The organism is Sphingomonas sp. MMS24-J13, assembly GCF_044905095.1.
In the GTDB taxonomy this organism is placed as follows: Bacteria; Pseudomonadota; Alphaproteobacteria; order Sphingomonadales; family Sphingomonadaceae; genus Sphingomonas_I.
Genome location: NZ_CP173258.1, coordinates 3,106,274 through 3,121,951, shown reverse-complemented (window position 1 = coordinate 3,121,951; position 15,678 = coordinate 3,106,274). Strand labels below are relative to the sequence as shown.

The 15,678-nt window shown below is 65.1% G+C and carries 15 protein-coding genes; 9 read left to right on the top strand and 6 right to left on the bottom strand.

Annotation, left to right across the window (positions count from 1 at the left end):
- Nucleotides 1–2 precede the first annotated feature (2 nt).
- Nucleotides 3–1,139 carry a L,D-transpeptidase family protein gene (locus AB4Z44_RS14405; protein ID WP_404710386.1) on the top strand — a complete coding sequence of 379 codons (1,137 nt, stop codon included), beginning with the start codon at nucleotides 3–5 and terminating at the stop codon, nucleotides 1,137–1,139.
- Nucleotides 1,140–1,304: 165 nt separating this feature from the next.
- On the opposite strand, the gene AB4Z44_RS14400 is transcribed toward AB4Z44_RS14405, so the two are convergent.
- Nucleotides 1,305–2,105: a universal stress protein gene (locus AB4Z44_RS14400; RefSeq protein ID WP_404710385.1), complete on the bottom strand. Its 801-nt coding sequence runs from the start codon at nucleotides 2,103–2,105 to the stop codon at nucleotides 1,305–1,307.
- A 122-nt stretch (nucleotides 2,106–2,227) separates the two neighbouring features.
- Complete coding sequence (locus AB4Z44_RS14395; protein ID WP_404710384.1) at nucleotides 2,228–2,884, bottom strand: BON domain-containing protein; 657 nt, start codon at nucleotides 2,882–2,884, stop codon at nucleotides 2,228–2,230.
- Between the two features lie 292 nt (nucleotides 2,885–3,176).
- Here AB4Z44_RS14395 and AB4Z44_RS14390 point away from each other — a divergent pair, with 292 nt between their 5' ends.
- The 3 genes from AB4Z44_RS14390 to AB4Z44_RS14380 all read left to right on the top strand — a co-directional run bounded on the left by AB4Z44_RS14390 (nucleotide 3,177) and on the right by AB4Z44_RS14380 (nucleotide 4,377).
- Nucleotides 3,177–3,740: an HdeD family acid-resistance protein gene (locus AB4Z44_RS14390; protein ID WP_404710383.1), complete on the top strand. Its 564-nt coding sequence runs from the start codon at nucleotides 3,177–3,179 to the stop codon at nucleotides 3,738–3,740.
- A 138-nt stretch (nucleotides 3,741–3,878) separates the two neighbouring features.
- Nucleotides 3,879–4,034, top strand: coding sequence for a hypothetical protein (locus AB4Z44_RS14385; protein ID WP_404710382.1), 156 nt, complete (start codon nucleotides 3,879–3,881; stop codon nucleotides 4,032–4,034).
- Between the two features lie 115 nt (nucleotides 4,035–4,149).
- Nucleotides 4,150–4,377, top strand: a complete 228-nt coding sequence (locus AB4Z44_RS14380; RefSeq protein WP_404710381.1) for a hypothetical protein — start codon at nucleotides 4,150–4,152, stop codon at nucleotides 4,375–4,377.
- A gap of 15 nt (nucleotides 4,378–4,392) precedes the next feature.
- On the opposite strand, the gene AB4Z44_RS14375 is transcribed toward AB4Z44_RS14380, so the two are convergent.
- Nucleotides 4,393–8,799, bottom strand: coding sequence for an ATP-binding protein (locus AB4Z44_RS14375; protein WP_404710380.1), 4,407 nt, complete (start codon nucleotides 8,797–8,799; stop codon nucleotides 4,393–4,395).
- A 119-nt stretch (nucleotides 8,800–8,918) separates the two neighbouring features.
- Here AB4Z44_RS14375 and xth point away from each other — a divergent pair, with 119 nt between their 5' ends.
- Both xth and AB4Z44_RS14365 read left to right on the top strand, forming a co-directional pair.
- Entirely contained in the window at nucleotides 8,919–9,722 is an 804-nt protein-coding gene (gene xth, locus AB4Z44_RS14370; RefSeq protein ID WP_404710379.1) for an exodeoxyribonuclease III, read from the top strand.
- Nucleotides 9,722–10,306 carry an alpha-ketoglutarate-dependent dioxygenase AlkB gene (locus tag AB4Z44_RS14365; RefSeq protein ID WP_404710378.1) on the top strand — a complete coding sequence of 195 codons (585 nt, stop codon included), beginning with the start codon at nucleotides 9,722–9,724 and terminating at the stop codon, nucleotides 10,304–10,306. Before xth ends, AB4Z44_RS14365 begins: the two co-directional genes overlap by 1 nt.
- On the opposite strand, the gene AB4Z44_RS14360 is transcribed toward AB4Z44_RS14365, so the two are convergent.
- Nucleotides 10,297–10,848, bottom strand: coding sequence for a hypothetical protein (locus AB4Z44_RS14360; protein WP_404710377.1), 552 nt, complete (start codon nucleotides 10,846–10,848; stop codon nucleotides 10,297–10,299). The genes AB4Z44_RS14365 and AB4Z44_RS14360 overlap by 10 nt on opposite strands.
- 282 nt (nucleotides 10,849–11,130) lie before the next feature.
- Between AB4Z44_RS14360 and AB4Z44_RS14355 the strand changes: the two genes are divergently transcribed.
- Genes AB4Z44_RS14355 through AB4Z44_RS14345 form a run of 3 tightly spaced genes read left to right on the top strand, consistent with a single transcriptional unit; the run spans nucleotide 11,131 to nucleotide 13,698 of the window.
- Entirely contained in the window at nucleotides 11,131–11,715 is a 585-nt protein-coding gene (locus AB4Z44_RS14355) for an SRPBCC family protein (protein WP_404710376.1), read from the top strand.
- A gap of 2 nt (nucleotides 11,716–11,717) precedes the next feature.
- Nucleotides 11,718–12,899, top strand: a complete 1,182-nt coding sequence (locus tag AB4Z44_RS14350) for a zinc-dependent alcohol dehydrogenase (protein ID WP_404710375.1) — start codon at nucleotides 11,718–11,720, stop codon at nucleotides 12,897–12,899.
- Nucleotides 12,900–12,912: 13 nt separating this feature from the next.
- Nucleotides 12,913–13,698: an SDR family NAD(P)-dependent oxidoreductase gene (locus AB4Z44_RS14345; protein ID WP_404710374.1), complete on the top strand. Its 786-nt coding sequence runs from the start codon at nucleotides 12,913–12,915 to the stop codon at nucleotides 13,696–13,698.
- Nucleotides 13,699–13,825: 127 nt separating this feature from the next.
- Here AB4Z44_RS14345 and AB4Z44_RS14340 read toward each other — a convergent pair whose 3' ends face one another.
- Both AB4Z44_RS14340 and AB4Z44_RS14335 read right to left on the bottom strand, forming a co-directional pair.
- Nucleotides 13,826–14,764, bottom strand: coding sequence for a hypothetical protein (locus AB4Z44_RS14340; protein ID WP_404710373.1), 939 nt, complete (start codon nucleotides 14,762–14,764; stop codon nucleotides 13,826–13,828).
- A gap of 224 nt (nucleotides 14,765–14,988) precedes the next feature.
- The gene (locus tag AB4Z44_RS14335) at nucleotides 14,989–15,585 is read right to left on the bottom strand and encodes a cysteine hydrolase family protein (protein WP_404710372.1); all 597 of its coding nucleotides are present in this window, start codon (nucleotides 15,583–15,585) and stop codon (nucleotides 14,989–14,991) included.
- Between the last annotated feature and the right edge of the window lie 93 nt (nucleotides 15,586–15,678).

Here is a 15,678-nt window from a genome sequence, read left to right as displayed (position 1 = left end):
CGATGAAAGATCTTACCCGGCTCGCAGCCGTCGGCGCGATTTTCTGGGCGCTGACGGCGGCACGGGCCGATGCCGCGCCACGGTGGGCGGAGTCCGACGTCGAGGCGTTGCTCACCACGGTCGCCGCAAGCGCTGAAGAAGGGCTGGATCCCAAGGATTACGACGCGGCCGGTCTCGCCCAGGCACGCGACGCGCAGGCGGCCGATCTCGATGCACTGGCCGACAAGATCGCGCTCAAGCTGGCGCACGATTTCTACGAGGGGGCGGCTCCGGCCGCGGTGCGGACCGATTGGCACATCGCGCGGGAGAAGTTCGATTACGGCGCGTGGCTCGATCAGGTTTTGGCCCGCCACAGCGTGCGGGCAAGCTTTGCGCGATTATTGCCCACAAGCCCGGCCTATCTCCAGCTCAAGGCCAGTCTCGCGCGCTGCCCGGCGTCACCTGCCACTTGCCAGACGATCGCTGCCAACCTGGATCGCTGGCGCTGGTTGCCGCGCGATCTTGGGCAACGCTATCTGTGGGTGAACGTGCCCGCCTATCGGCTCGACCTGATCGAGGATGGACGCATCGTCGCGAGCCGCAAGGTGATCGTCGGCAAACCGGGAACACGCACGCCGGCGTTTCAGGCGGTGGTCAAGGCGATCACGGTCAATCCGTGGTGGAACGTGCCATGCAGCATCGTCGACGAAAGCATCGGCAAGCTGGTTCGCCAAAGGCCGCAGGAAGCGGCGCGGCGCGGCTTCGTCTCGAGCGTCGATGCAAAAGGGCAGCTCGTCGTGCGGCAGCGTCCCGGCCCAGACAATGCGCTCGGCCGGATCAAGCTGGAAATGCCCAATCCATACGGCGTCTATATTCACGACACACCGGCGCGATCGCTCTTCGCCAAGGACGCCCGGGCGTTTTCCCACGGCTGCATCCGCACCGAGGAGCCGGAGGAACTCGCCCGGACATTGCTGGGTCCGTCGCGCGCGATCGAGGTCGACACCTTGCTGATCACCGGCACCACGCGGACGCTCCCGCTGGCGACGGCATTGCCCGTCTATGTCGTCTACTTCACGGCGGGGACGAGCGAGGACGGCAAGATCGAGACCTATCGCGACATTTATGGCCGCGACGCGCGCTGGGCGTCCTATCGATAACCGAGGTTGTCGGCTGGTTCGTAAACCGCCCGGAAGCGTGGCTTGCACTGCGCCGGTACGGCGAACAGCCGACGATGGTGGCATTGGGGGGCATGCGCACTGGCACGACGCCCTGCTCGCCTGGGCAGGGCGTCGTGCCAGTCGCGCGCGGCCGTGGCCGATCCGTCAGTGGGCGAGGACGAGCGGCAGCTTGCTTTGCGCCAGCATGCGCTTCGTAACGCCGCCGAACGTTTCCACCAGCCTGCCATGGCCGTAAGCGCCCATCACGATATAGTCCGCGCGCCAGCGGGCGGACTCGCTGGCGATAAGATCATCGGCCGGGTGAAGGCCATCGTCGATGACCTTGACGCTCGCGGAGATGCCATAGCGCGCGAGATATTCGGCGGCGTTCTCGGGCGCGATTTCCTCCGCGCCGTCGCGGACCATGAAGATCTCAACCTCCTTCGCAAGCGCAAGCAAGGGAACGCTGGCCTGCATCGCGGCGGCGGTCGAACGATGCCCGTCCCAGGCGATCAAGGCGCGATCCAATGCGAAATGCTCGAGCGCATCCGGCACGGCGACGATGGGCTTATGCGTATGCATCAGGATGCGGCTCGCGACATCGCGCATATCGGGATAGGGAAATTCGTCGAGCGCGCGATTGAGCACGATCAGATCCGCCAGCGTGGCAGCCTCCTGCACGCCCTCTGCCAGCGTGCCCGTAAAATCGATCCAGTCCCAGGACAGGCCTTCCTGCAAAAGCCGCCGCTCGACCGCGGGCTTGTTCTTGCTCTCGCGCTTGCACTCCTCTTCGAGCACCATCGCGACGCCCGCCCCCGCATCGCAATAATCGCCGAGGAAGGTCGGCAGGATCGAGATATCGATACAACTCAAATGGGCATCGAGCGCGCGCGTCAAGTCAATCGCCGCCTGTAACCGCGAATCTTGTCCGACATCGTCATGGATGAGCAAAAGAATATTCTTCATCTCGGCCTCCTCAATTCATTGTTTGAATATTGCGTGGAGGATGGCATCGATATGCGTGAAGTTACGGATGCGAAAACGGCCACCCGGGCAAACGGGTGGCCGTTGATAGCCGTGCGCAACGATCAGAGGGCGACGACGATGTTGTCTTCGACTTTCGTCACGCCGGGGGCCGCCCAGGCCGCGCGCTCGGCGACGCCGCGCTCGTGCCACGCCTTGACCCTGCCGCCGAGCTTGACGGTCCCGCCTTCGGTGGCAACGGTGACCGACCCTGCGTCGAAATTGGCCTGGCGCTTGAACGCCGCGACGATCCGCTCCTTGATGTCGAACGCCGCGGGAAGAGTCTTGACCTTGATCAGGTTGGTGACGCCGAGCACGCCGGTGATGCGACCGGCAACCTTGCGCGCCTCGTTGCTCTGGTAGTTCCACTCGACGTCGCCGTTCAGCGTCACCCAGCCATGCTCGACCTTCACCGTGATGCGATCGTCGGGCACGAGCACGTCCCAGGCCAGTATATCGAGGATGCGGCGGGCGATTTCGTGATCGGCGGTCTTGGGATCGGAGGCGAAACGCACCTTGATCTCCTCGGCGATCGCCTTGACTCCGGCCACGCGGCGCGCAGCCTGTTCGGCCGCCAGTTTTTCCGGATAGGATTTCACGAAGCCGGACAGGGTTACGACCCCGTCATTCGCCGCTACTCCGATATCGGCGTGGTCGATGCTCGGCTCCCATTCGAGCTCCTCCATTACGTCGCGCTGCAATTGTCCGTCAGTTTTGGTCACGTAGCATCTCCTTCACTCGGGGGGGGGCGTCGGGTCGACGCAGGGCTCGCCGGCGGAAACTGCGACGATCGCCGGCAAGTTCGGGGAAATGATCGCAGTGCGCGTTGCCCGAGGCGGCGGCGGTCGGTTGCCTGCGATGTCATCTCGGATCTCCGCACATCGCCCGCAGCGGGCTTGCAGCCATGGTTGTGCGGCCCGTCGAACGCTCGGGAAATGCGTAGATTCACGGACATCGCCGCTCCAATTCCTGCTTTAGCGTCGCGACGAACGACTGCACGGAAGGGGTCGAGCGATGGTTGCATGGATCATAGGACAAGGTGTCGTGCCGCCGGGCGACGGGACTCGCGCAGGGCCGTGGTTCATCGGGATCGGGCTGGTGCTGGCGCTTCTCGGACTGGTCGCGTCCGTCAATCTGCTGTTTGCGACGATCGCCGTAACTTACACGATCGGTGCGATGATGTTCGTCGCCGCGATATTCCAGCTGATCCATGCTTTCGCCATGCGAAGCTGGGGCCGCATGGCATTCCTCATCGTTTCTGGGCTGCTCTATCTCGCGGCCGGCGCCTTGACGATTTACGATCCGCGGTTTGCGGCCGGGATGATCGTCTTGCTGCTGGCCGCCGTGCTCGGCGGCTCAGGCATTGCGCGCGTGGTGTTCGCGCTCGGGCGTCACAAGGCTGGGTGGGGGTGGATGCTTGCATCCGGGCTGGCAAGCATCCTGGCGGCCGTCATCATAGCCATGGGCTGGCCGTTCAATGCGCTCTGGCTGCTGGGCTTCCTGCTCGTCATCGATCTCATCTTCCAGGGGGTCATGATGATCTTCGTCGGCGTCAATCTCCGCCTCGCGAACGTCTGACCGACCGCCATCGGCCATGGCACGATGCCCAGAAATCCGCGCCGCGGCGGAGCTTAGGTAAACCCCCGCATATTCGGCCGGCAACATATGCGGATACTTTCCAGCGGCTATTATGGATGTGACTGCGCCATGTATAAGATGTTGAAAGCCGCGCTCAGCGATAGCATCGCCCGTTTCCGGAAGCTGGAGGAACGGGAGAAGGATGTGCGGGAGCGCCGCTTTCTGCGGCTTCTCCGGAAGCTCGATCAACATTATGCTTCCTCGATCGAGCGCGAAACGAAGGCGGCCAAGTGAAGCGCGCGGCATCGCGTCCCCGGAGCGCATGCGCGGGATGTCCGGGTCGCCCTGTGAACATTACGTAACGAGGCGCATGGCTCCATGCGCTATCTCGGTCGCGATGGAGGGCAATATGGCCGCTTACAGGATTTGCTTCTTCAACGACATTCCGGACTCGCGCGGACATGACCATCATGTCTGTCAGCGAACGATCGAGATCGCGGACGCGACCGATGAAGGCCAGGCCATCGCCAATGCGATCGGCCGGTTCGAGCAACTCGAGAACGTGTCGCATTGGCGGCTGCATGCCAGGACATTCGAGTGCGCCGAGATCGTACCGACGCGATCAATAGCTGACTGACGCGGGGCGACGCGCTCACCGATCCAGAACATCGCGGACACGCTCGGCGAGCTGGTCGAATGTGAACGGCTTGGTGAGCAGGTTCACCCCCGCGTCCAGCCGCCCCTGATGGATGATCGCGTTGCGCGAATAGCCCGTCGTGAACAGGATGCGCAGCTCGGGGCGCAGGGCAAGCGCCTCGTCGGCGAGCGCGCGGCCGGTCATGCCCGGCAGCACGACATCGGTGAAGAGCAGGTCGATCCGGCGATCCTCGCGCAGGATCACGAGCGCCGAGGGGCCATCGTGCGCCTCCAGCACGGTATAACCGAGCTCGCTCAGGATCATGACGCTATACTCGCGGACATCGTCACTGTCCTCGACGACGAGAACGATCTCCTCGCGATAGCCGAGCGGCGCGGCCGCGCGCTCGGCCGCGTCCGTCCTGACGATCTCGCCGCGATAGCGCGGGAAATAGAGCTTCACGGTCGTGCCCTCGCCGGGCTCCGAATAGATGCCGACATGCCCGCCCGATTGCTTCGCGAAGCCGTAGACCATCGACAGGCCGAGCCCCGTGCCGCGCCCGACCTCCTTGGTGGTGAAGAAGGGTTCGAACACCTTGGCCAGCGTGGCCTTGTCCATGCCGGTGCCGTTGTCGCTGATCGAGATGACGACATATTGGCCGGGCCGCACCTCCCTGTCGGTCTGGGCATAGGCTTCGTCGAGCATCGCATTGGCGGTTTCGATCGTCAGCGTGCCGCCTTCGGGCATCGCATCGCGCGCATTGACCGCGAGGTTGAGGATCGCGGTTTCCAGCTGGTTCTGGTCGACCTCGACCGGCCATAGCCGCGGGCTCAGCACGCCTTCGAGCTCGATCTGCTCGCCCAATGTGCGGTGGAGCAATTCGGTCGAGTTGCGCACGACCAGGTTCAGGTCGATCGGCTTGGGTTCGAGCGGCTGGCGGCGCGCGAAGGCGAGCAGCCGCGACGTGAGGGTGGCGGCGCGCTGGGCGCCCTGCGTCGCCATCTCCAGCGCGCGTGCGCGGCGCGCATCGTCGTTCGGGCCCGAGCGGCGGATCGTGTCGAGCCCGCCGATGATGATCGTCAGCAGATTGTTGAAATCGTGCGCCACACCACCGGTGAGCTGGCCGATCGTCTCCATCTTCTGCGCCTGGCGCAGCGCCTCCTCCATCCGCAGCCGCTCGGCCACCTCGTGATCGACGCGTTCGCCCAGGCTGGCGTTGAGCGCCTGGAGTTCCGCCTCCGTCTGGCGCCGGCGCTCGATCTCGGCCTGGGTGGCGCGGAACAGATGGGCGTTGTCGATCGCGACCGCCGCCTGCGCCGCCAGCCCTTCGAGAATCTCTTCGGACTGCGGACTGAATTGCGCCGGTCGCGAATGGCCGAAGAAGAGGCCGCCGAGCACGTCGCCACCGCGCGAACGAACCGGAACCGCCAGATAGGAGCGCACGGGCAGATGCCCGTCGGGCATGCCGCGCCGCGGGCTGTTCAGGCCGTAGCGCGGATCCTGCGTGATGTCGTCCGACCGGACGACGCCCTCACCGCCGAAGGTCGGCGCGAACACCGCGGTGTTGCGGGGCATCGGAAAGCCATCGAACACCGATCGCGGTGCGCCCGAGAGCGCATAGAGCATGTAGCTCTCGCCCTCCTTGTCGAGGACGTTGTAGAAGAAGGCGCCGAATTCGGCGGCGGTCAGCGCCACGCCGGCATCGGTGACGGTCTGCACGATCTGCTCGAGATCGAGATTGGCGGCAACGGCGGCGCCGGCCTGGTTGACGATCTCGAGCGCGGCGGACTTGGCGCGCAACGCATCCTGCGCCGCTTTCTCGCCGCTGACGTCGATCAGCGCACCGACGAGCCGCCTTTTGCCTTCGTCGGTCGGCTGGACGCTGCCGCGTGCCAGAATGCGGCGGACTTCGCCCCCGCCCGACACGCGATATTCGACTTCGTAGGGCGCGCCGGTGGCAAGCGATCGCTCGATCCGGGCCGCCACTTCCGCCCGGTCATCGGGTACGATCCCCGCGATGAAGCGCGCGAGCGGCACGCCCTGCGCCGCATCCTGTTCCGGCACGCCGAACAGGGCAGCGAGCGGGCCGAGCACGGTCGCCTCCTCCTGGCCCGCCTCATATTCGAAGACCGCGATGCCGCCGGTGCGGAGCGCCACCGCCAGCCGCTCCTCGCTCAGGATCGCCTTCTGCTCGCTGCGCATCACCGCGCGCGCGGCGTTACGGCGGATCTGCGCGAGCTCGATATTGGCGGCGACGCGCGCCAGCAATTCGCGCGCCGCGAACGGTTTGGTCAGATAATCGTCGGCACCGGCGTCCAGTCCCTCGATCTTCGCCTCCTCGCCCGCGCGGGCCGAGAGCAGGATGACCGGGATGCTCGCGGTCGCCTGATCGCCGCGCACCGCATCGAGCAGGCCGAAGCCGTCGAGCCGCGGCATCATCACGTCGGACAGGATCAGATCGGGCGGTTCGCGCCGGAGCGCGGCGATCGCGGCCGCGCCATCGCCGACCGTCTCGACCCGATAGCCGTGCCCGATCAGCAGGCGCTCGATATAATCGCGCATGTCGGCATTGTCGTCGGCGAGCAGGACGCGCTTGCCGGCCCCTTCGGCATGCGTGGGCAGGCCGGGCGGGGCAGCACCGCTATCGTCGATCAGGTCGCGCGGTTCGGGCAGCCAGCGCATCGCCTCTTCGACGAAGGCGGCGGCGTTGCTCGGCCGCGGATCGACCGTCCCGATCGCCGCGTCGGGCGCATAAGGCAGCCGCACGATGAAGGTGGTGCCTTTGCCGGGCACGCTCGTCGCCTCGATCGTGCCGCCATGGAGCCGGACCAGCTCCTGCACCAAGGCGAGGCCGATACCGCTGCCCTCATAGGTGCGGCCCGCGGCGCCCTCGATGCGGTGGAAGCGTTCGAACAGGCGCGGCATCTCTTCTTCCGCGACGCCGATGCCGGTGTCGGCGACGCGGACCTCCGCCTGCGCGCGATCGGCCGCGGGCGCGATCGTGACGGTCACGCCGCCCTCGAGCGTGAACTTGAACGCGTTCGACAGCAGGTTGAGCAGCACCTTCTCCCACATGTCGCGATCGAGCGCGACGGGATGCGGCAAAGGGCGGCTTTCGACGCGGAAATCGAGCCCGGCTTTCTCCATCGCCGATCGGAAGCTGGAGGCGATGTCGGTGCTGAAGGCGGCCAGATCGGTCGGCTCGCGCCGCGCCTCGACCCGACCAGCCTCGATCCGGGAGAAATCGAGCAGGCTGTTGACGAGGCGCAGCAGGCGGATGCCGTTGCGGTGCGCCAGTTCGACCTGATGGCGCGCAGTGGTGGGATCGCGGCCGACCGGGGTCGCCATCACCTCCTCGAGCGGACCGAGCATCAGCGTCAGCGGCGTGCGGAATTCGTGGCTGACGTTGGAGAAGAAAGCGGTCTTGGCGCGATCGATCTCGGCCAACGCCTCGGCGCGTTGCCTTTCCTCCTCGTACGCCCGCGCGGCAGCAAGCGCCGCGCCGAGCTGGTTGGCGAGCAGGACCAGAAAATCGCGATAGGCTGCGTCGAGCGGCCGATAGGGGTTGAGGCCGACCACCAGATACCCGGCGAGCCCGCCGCCGGCGCCCTGCGTGATCGGCACGATCAGCCCGCGTTCGGCGGGCTTGTCCCAGTGCCCGGCGGGCGGTTCGTCGATCCAGCGGGCCAGATCGTCGATCTCGATCGGTCCGCTCTCGGGGCCGAGCGACGCCACCGGCCAAGCCACGTCGATCGGTCCGATACCCGATCGCGCGGCCAGCCGATCGCCATCGGCCCCGTGCAGATAGGTGAGGGTGAAGGGTAGATCGGCGAGGTTGTGCCCCAGCTGTTCGCCGATCGCCCCGAACAGAGCCGCTTCGCCGGTCGTCACCGCGGCGGCCGAGGCGAATTCGCGCACCGTGCCGAGCCGCCGCTCGTTCAGGACGCGATCGGTCTCCTCCACCACGACGCAGAACATGCCGACGATCGCGCCCGCATCGTCGAACAAGGGGCTGTAGGAGAAGGTGTGATACGTCTCCTCGCGGAAGCCGCTGCGCTCGAGGAAGAGCAGCATGCCCTCCGAATAGGTCGCCTCGCCGGTCCGCATGACATGGTCGATCATCGGGCCGATCTCGGGCCAGATCTCCGCCCATACCGATTGCGCCGGTTGCCCCAGCGCCCACGGGAACTTGACGCCGAGCGTCGGGCTGTAGGCGTCGTTGCAGAAGAAGGTGAGCTCCGGCCCCCACGCCATCCACATCTGGTAGCGTGAGGTCAGCATCATGCGGACGATCGAGCGCAGGCTCGTCGGCCATTGCGCGACCGGCCCGAGCGAGGTCGCGGACCAGTCGAGCGCGCGCATCAGGCCGCTGACGCCCTCCGTGCCGATGAAAATCTCGGCCGCGCCTGGATGATTTTCCATCTCTTCCCCTTTGGGGCCGTACAATAATCCAGGCGCGCTTTTGTTTCGGGTTGGGCGGCGCATGTCGGAACCGGCTTGCCCGCAGCGAGTTTGGCAGCAATGGTCCAGGGTCCGCGCCGGTGAAGATCGCCACCTACAACGTGAACGGGGTCAATGGCCGCTTGCCCGTGCTGCTGCGATGGCTCGGCGAAGAACGACCGGACATCGTCTGCCTGCAGGAGTTGAAGGCACCGCAGGAGAAGTTCCCGGAAGCGGCGATCCGCGCTCTGGGCTATGACGCGATCTGGCACGGCCAGAAAAGCTGGAACGGCGTGGCCATGCTGAGCCGCGTCGGCCCGATCCACGAAACGCGGCGCGGATTGCCCGGCGATCCCGACGGCACGCAAAGCCGCTATATCGAGGCGGCGGTCAACGGCATCCTGATCGCCGGTCTCTATCTGCCCAACGGCAATCCCCGGCCCGGGCCGAAATTCGATTACAAGCTCGCCTGGTTCGAACGCCTGATCGCGCATGCCGCCGATCTGCTCGGCAGCGGGCTGCCGGTGGTCATCGCCGGCGATTTCAACGTCATGCCGACCGATCGGGACGTCTACAAGCCCGAACGCTGGCTGGACGATGCCCTGTTCGCGCCCGAAGTGCGGGCGGCGTGGTTCCGGCTGGTCGAACAGGGCTGGACCGATGCGCTGCGCGCCAAGCACCCCGACGAGACGATTTACACCTTCTGGGATTATTTCCGGAATGCCTATGCCCGCAACGCCGGGCTGCGGATCGACCATCTGCTGCTGAGCCCGACACTCGCCGATCGCCTGGTCGACGCGCAGGTCGATGCGCATGTCCGCGGCTGGGAGAAGACGAGCGATCATGCCCCCGTCTGGATCGAGCTTGGCGACAAGCCCCGACGCGGGCGGGCCAAGCCATCCTGATGCCTGATCTGTTCGACACGCCGATCGTTCCGGGCCTCGCCGTCCGCGCCGATCTGATCTCGGCCGAGGAGGAGGCGGCGTTGATCGCGGCGATCGACGCGCAGGCGCTCACACCGTTCCGGTTCCAGCAATGGACCGGCAAGCGCCTGACCCACAGCTTCGGCTGGGCCTATGATTTTCAGGCGGGCGAATTGAACCGGGCCGAGCCGATCCCCGCCTGGCTGTACGACGTACAGGCGCGGATGGCGGCAATGGCGGGGCTCGATCGCGACGATCTGATCCAGGCCTTGCTGATCCGCTACGATCCCGGCGCCGGCATCGGCTGGCACCGCGATCGGCCGGTCTACGATCATGTGCTGGGTCTCTCGCTCGGCGCACCGGCGACGATGCGCTTCCGGCGCAAGGAGGCCGACCGCTGGCGCCGCGCGTCGCTGCTGCTGGAGCCGCGCGCCGCTTACCATCTGTCGGGCGAGGTGCGCCACGATTGGGAGCACAGCATCGCCGCGATCGATCGGACGCGTTACTCGATCACGTTCCGCAGCCCATCGGCCCAAGGGCGCGCGCTCCTCCGCCTTCAGCCCTGATCCTCGATCCAGCGATCGAGCGCGCGCGAATGCTTCTCGCGGGCTTCGTCCACCGTGCGTTCGGCCTCGCGACGCGCGCTTTCGTGCGCCCGGTCGAGATCGCGCCGCTCGCGGGCGATCGCCTGCTCGCGCGCGCGGAGCGCGTCGTCCTCGCTCTTCTGCCGATCGAGGAGATCGTCGAGATCCCGTTCGGCTCGATCGAGCGCAGCGCGGTCGGGGCGCGGCTTGGGCGGTTTCTTGGGAGCGGGCTTCCGGCTGGCCGCCGGTGCGGCTTTAGCCTTGGTCGTGCGGGGTCGATCGGGCGGGAGTGCCGCAAATTGTTCAGCCGCCGATCCCCGCAGCCGCCGGATCACCTCGCCGGGATGTTCGAGCGGCTCATGCGTCAGATCCTCATCGGTCACCACCTCGGCGATTCCGCGCGCGAACAGGTCGGCGTCGCTGCCCCAGGCTTCGAGCGCTGCTTTCTGGCTCGGCGCCGCGACATAGGCATCGTGGAAGCCGATCGGCGTCCGGAAGACCTTGAGTTTCTGCTGGCGTGCCATCCTAGTGCATGAGCGTCGCGGCCCGATCGGTGCGCATGACGGTAGCTCCGTCATCTGAGCCAATGAACCACCAGACGATTTCCATAGGGGGCAAACGCCATTCTGCCGGAACCGTTGCGGGCGGCGGCCCGTGGCGTTCCCCCGTCGGGCAGCGCAGGCCGGTCGCGCCTGCGTCTCCCGGTGCGCTAACATGGATTAAGATATTGGTTTCGCAGGGAGAATGAGGGGAACATGGCTGCGTTCCGGCCATTGAGCATGGCATTCCCATCTACGGAGGCCGATATGCCCGATACGCTCGAACGCCGGGACGATGCCCCGCTAAGCGCATCGAAACGAAGCGATGCCGTTTCCGATGCGACCGAGACCTTGATCGAAGCCAGAGGCGACAATCTGGTCGGCCGCGCAGTCACCATCAACCGCCCGGCCGGCGAGCTTTACGCTTACTGGCGTGACCTCACCAACCTCGCCACTTTCATGGACAATGTCGTTTCGGTCACGCCGATCGACGACAAGAGGTCGCATTGGGTGGTCAAGGCGCCGGCCGGCCGCATCGTCGAATGGGACGCGTCGATCACCGAAGAGCGCGAGGGCGAACTGATCGCCTGGGCGTCCGAAGAGGGCGCCGACGTGCCGAACAGCGGCCGCGTCGAGTTCCGCGACGCCGGCGCCCGCGGTACCGTCGTCATCGCCACGATCCTCTACGATCCGCCCGCCGGCGCGATCGGCAAGTTGATCGCCAAGATGTTCCAGCGCGAGCCCGCCATCCAGGCGCGGCGCGATCTGCGCCGCTTCAAGCAGCTGATGGAGACCGGCGAGATCGCCACCTCCTCCCGCACCCGGGCGCAACTCGCCGAAGAGAAGGACTAAACATGCGCGCACTCGCCTGGCACGGTCGGCACGACGTTCGCGTCGATACGTTCGACGATCCCGAAATCCTCAACCCGCGCGATGCGATCATCAAGGTGACCGCCACCGCGATCTGCGGTTCCGACCTTCACCTTTACGACGGCTATATCCCGACGATGAAGGCGGGCGACATCCTCGGCCACGAATTCATGGGCGAGGTGGTCGAAACCGGCCCCAAGTCGACGCTCGAGAAGGGCCAGAAGGTGGTGGTGCCGTTCACGATCGCGTGCGGCAGCTGCTATCATTGCGGCAAGCACCAATATTCGGCGTGCGACAACGGCCTGCCCGCCGACAATCAGGATATCGCGCAGGAGCTTTACGGCCAGCCGATGAGCGGGCTGTTCGGCTATAGCCACATGACCGGCGGCTATGCCGGCGGCCAGGCCGAATATGTGCGCGTGCCCTTCTCCGATGTCGGCCCGATCGTGATCCCCGACGGCGTCGAGGACGAGAAGGTGCTGTTCCTGTCGGATATCCTGCCGACCGGCTGGATGGCGGCGGAGAATGCCCAGATCGAGCCGGGCGACATCGTCGCGGTGTGGGGCTGCGGCCCGGTCGGGCTGTTCGCGGTGCAATCGGCCTTCCTGATGGGGGCCGAGCGGGTGATCGCGATCGACCATTTCCCGCATCGGCTCGAACTCGCCAGAAAGTTCGGCGCCGAGACGATCAATTTCGAGGAAAGCGCGGTCTATGAGGCGCTGATGACGATGACCGGCGGGATCGGGCCCGACGCGGTGATCGACAGCGTCGGGCTCGAAGCGCACGGCTTCTTCGTCGATAACGTGATCGACCAGATCAAGAAATCGACCTTCCTCGGCACCGATCGCACCCATTCGATCCGCCAGGCGATCATCGCCTGCCGCAAGGGCGGCCGCGTCTCGATGCCGGCCGTCTATGGCGGCTTCGTCGATAAATTCCCGCTCGGCGCCTTCATGGAGAAGGGCCTGACCCTCAAGACCGGCCAGACCCACGTCCAGCATTACATGCCCGCGCTGCTCAACGCGATCATGGAAGACAAGATCGACACGACCTTCCTGATCTCGCACCGGCTCGATCTCGAGCAGGCGCCCGACGGCTACAAGATGTTCCACGATAACCAGAATGAGGTGACCAAGGTCGTCCTCAAACCCGGCTTCACGGCCTGAAGGAGACGTTTCGATGGCTGATAAATTCGCGATCATCACCGGTGCCTCGACCGGCATCGGCTTCGAACTGGCAACGCTCGCGGCGAAGAACGGCTACGACATTCTCGTCGTCGCCAACGAGCCTTTGATCGATGCGGCGGCGACCGATTTCAAGCAATTCGGCACCGAGGTGACCTCGATCGAGGCCGATCTGTCGACGTTCGACGGCGTCGATCGCCTGCTCGCCGCCGCCAACGGGCGGCGGGTCGATCTGCTGTGCGCCAATGCCGGGCATGGCCTGGGCCACGCCTTCATCGATCAGCAGCCCGCCGACTGGCGGTTCGTGGTCGATACCAACATCACCGGCACGATCTACCTGATCCAGAAGGTGCTGAAGGAGATGGTCGCGCGCAACGACGGCAAGATTCTCGTGACCGGATCGATCGCGGGCTACATTCCGGGCGCCTTCCAGGCGGTCTATAACGGTACCAAGGCGTTCATCGACAGCTTCACCGAGGCGCTGCGCAACGAGATCAAGGACAGCGATGGCGTCACGCTCACGACCTTGATGCCCGGCCCGGTCGAGACCGAATTCTTCGCGCGCGGCGACATGCTCGATACGTCGGTCGGGGCGAGCGACAACAAGAGCGATCCGGTCGATGTCGCGCAGGACGGCTGGGATGCCGTCATGGGCGGCAAGGCGTCGATCTTCTCGGGCTGGAAGACCAAGCTGCAGGGCGTGCTCGCCAACGTGACGCCCGGATCGGTGCTGGCCGAGCAGCATCGCAAGATGGCCGAGCCGGGCTCGGCCGACAACTGACGATCCCCTTAGTAGCCCCGCCGATCCGAAGCGGGGCTACACGAGCCTCCGGTTTCATGAAGCAAGCGCATCGAGCTGAGGGCGTGCGCCCTTTCCTTTACGGTGTTTGATGACTGTTGGCAGAGAGTCATACTTCTTGGACGGAATGTCCGATACCGGTCAGCTGGATGGGCTGACTGGGGCTACCTTTTCCGAAAACATCGATAGTCTCCGAGATCAGAAGATCAAAGACGTCAGTAGCGGTGATTACGACGGTTACCTTCGGCATGTAGGTCTGTTCGAAAAAACGCTGGAGACAGTCTTGAGGTATGGAGCCCATTTTCCGATCGCCGTTTATTATAACGGCGGTGTCTAGTTTGACGGGTATCCGACCGCCCGCGCTGAGGTTGCCGATAGCCGCGGTAACCGTCGAACGCCCGCCAACAGGCCACCACTCGCCGACGAGTAGCGCCAAACTCAGTTCAAAGCGCCACCCGACATTACGGGCGGGAGACTGCCCGCTGTTAACGATTTCGAGGGCAACTTCGGCGATACCCCACTCGTCGAAACTAAGAATCGGATTTGCGATAGACAGATAAGCGCGCGTTTGAGCTTGGCCATTTTGAGCGGAGATCGCGTTGGCAGCGTTCGCGGCGTCGGCAGCTCGCTTGGTGTGACGAGCAGCGTCTCGCGCATATTTGGCCGCCCCAATGGCGGCGATAAGCGTAGCAATACTTAGAGCGAGCCCCCAAGCGGCAATCCGAGACTGACTGTTTGAGGCGATGGCCTGTGCGTCAGCGGCGTCCGCAGAACGTCGAGCCTCTGCGAGTTGGTTGATGGCTTCGCGATGCTGTTCTTTAGCCTCGGCGCAGGCATCGGCCTGGCGTGCGCGCTTCCGCCCGGAAAGGGCATAAATCGCGGTTGGTTGGCAATTGGACCCGCCCGCGCGATAGCCAGCGGCCTCTTCCTGATAGCTGCGATCACCGGTGAGGTCTGGTCGTTTGGGTTGTAATACCCATCCGATCAAAGCGCAGAAGATTAGCGCAGCGGCAGTCGCAAGGGTGATGCCCCGATAGCCTCCAAGCATGGATCAAAAACACCGCCCAAGTTTACCCTGTGCGAGCTTGTCCCTGATATCGGGCTCTAAGTCTATAACGCCGATAGGGCACGCTTATCAACGAGTTGGACTTGGTGTTGCCAAGGCGATTTAGCGCGCCCTTTCACGCGCTGTGGGCGATGACATTCATCACCATGCTTGTGCGTCCGCGGCAAAATGCTAAAAAGTTGATCGCGCGATGTCATGCATTGCGGTCAGGACCCCGCCGCAAGCCAATCGTCTAATGAGCGCTCGCCGGTGGAGCGGGTTTCGGCAGCCATGGCGCTCCGCATAATTTCCAGCGCCCATCGTTTCCGCTCGGGCGTTTCGGCGGCGACGGCATCCTCGGGCACCCACAAGCCATAATCGCGCATATGCGCGTCGCCGGCGGTGAAGAGCACGCAGATATCGGCTGCCATGCCCGTCAGGATCAGGCGATCGACCCCCAGCTTGGGCAGCAGCACCGGCAGGTTGGTGGCGTAGAAGCCGGAGAATTGCGGCTTGATGATGAAATAATCGTTCTCGCGTGGCTGCAGCCTTGCGACGAGCCGGGCGGCTCCGCCTTTGGTCTGGCGCGCCTTTTCGACGAACTGCGAGCGCTCGGAATGCCATTCGCCGAAATTGTCGTTGACGTAGATCACCGGAAGTCCCGCCTCGTCCGCGGCATCGCGCAGGCGGAGGATGGCGGCGGCCGCCGCCTCGGCTTGGTCGAGCATGGCCTTCGCGCCTTCGAAATCCATGTTGGTGATCATGTCGATGATCAGCAGCGCGCCGCCGTCACGTTGCGCGTCGCGAAAAGGTGCGGTCGCCATGATGTTCGAACGGCGATTGCGGGTTTTGGTTCACCCGATGAACGCGGCCTTGCCCGCCGCGTTGGTGCCGCATGACAGCTCATGCGCTCGCTC

What these genes read in the sequence shown, in the direction of transcription:
- AB4Z44_RS14405 (WP_404710386.1), top strand. Translation starts at nt 3, where the DNA reads ATGAAAGATCTTACCCGGCTCGCAGCCGTCGGCGCGATTTTCTGGGCG.
- AB4Z44_RS14400 (WP_404710385.1), bottom strand. Translation starts at nt 2,105, where the DNA reads ATGAAGAATATTCTTTTGCTCATCCATGACGATGTCGGACAAGATTCG.
- AB4Z44_RS14390 (WP_404710383.1), top strand. Translation starts at nt 3,177, where the DNA reads ATGGTTGCATGGATCATAGGACAAGGTGTCGTGCCGCCGGGCGACGGG.
- AB4Z44_RS14385 (WP_404710382.1), top strand. Translation starts at nt 3,879, where the DNA reads ATGTTGAAAGCCGCGCTCAGCGATAGCATCGCCCGTTTCCGGAAGCTG.
- AB4Z44_RS14380 (WP_404710381.1), top strand. Translation starts at nt 4,150, where the DNA reads ATGGCCGCTTACAGGATTTGCTTCTTCAACGACATTCCGGACTCGCGC.
- AB4Z44_RS14375 (WP_404710380.1), bottom strand. Translation starts at nt 8,799, where the DNA reads ATGGAAAATCATCCAGGCGCGGCCGAGATTTTCATCGGCACGGAGGGC.
- AB4Z44_RS14365 (WP_404710378.1), top strand. Translation starts at nt 9,722, where the DNA reads ATGCCTGATCTGTTCGACACGCCGATCGTTCCGGGCCTCGCCGTCCGC.
- AB4Z44_RS14360 (WP_404710377.1), bottom strand. Translation starts at nt 10,848, where the DNA reads ATGGCACGCCAGCAGAAACTCAAGGTCTTCCGGACGCCGATCGGCTTC.
- AB4Z44_RS14355 (WP_404710376.1), top strand. Translation starts at nt 11,131, where the DNA reads ATGCCCGATACGCTCGAACGCCGGGACGATGCCCCGCTAAGCGCATCG.
- AB4Z44_RS14350 (WP_404710375.1), top strand. Translation starts at nt 11,718, where the DNA reads ATGCGCGCACTCGCCTGGCACGGTCGGCACGACGTTCGCGTCGATACG.
- AB4Z44_RS14345 (WP_404710374.1), top strand. Translation starts at nt 12,913, where the DNA reads ATGGCTGATAAATTCGCGATCATCACCGGTGCCTCGACCGGCATCGGC.
- AB4Z44_RS14340 (WP_404710373.1), bottom strand. Translation starts at nt 14,764, where the DNA reads ATGCTTGGAGGCTATCGGGGCATCACCCTTGCGACTGCCGCTGCGCTA.
- AB4Z44_RS14335 (WP_404710372.1), bottom strand. Translation starts at nt 15,585, where the DNA reads ATGGCGACCGCACCTTTTCGCGACGCGCAACGTGACGGCGGCGCGCTG.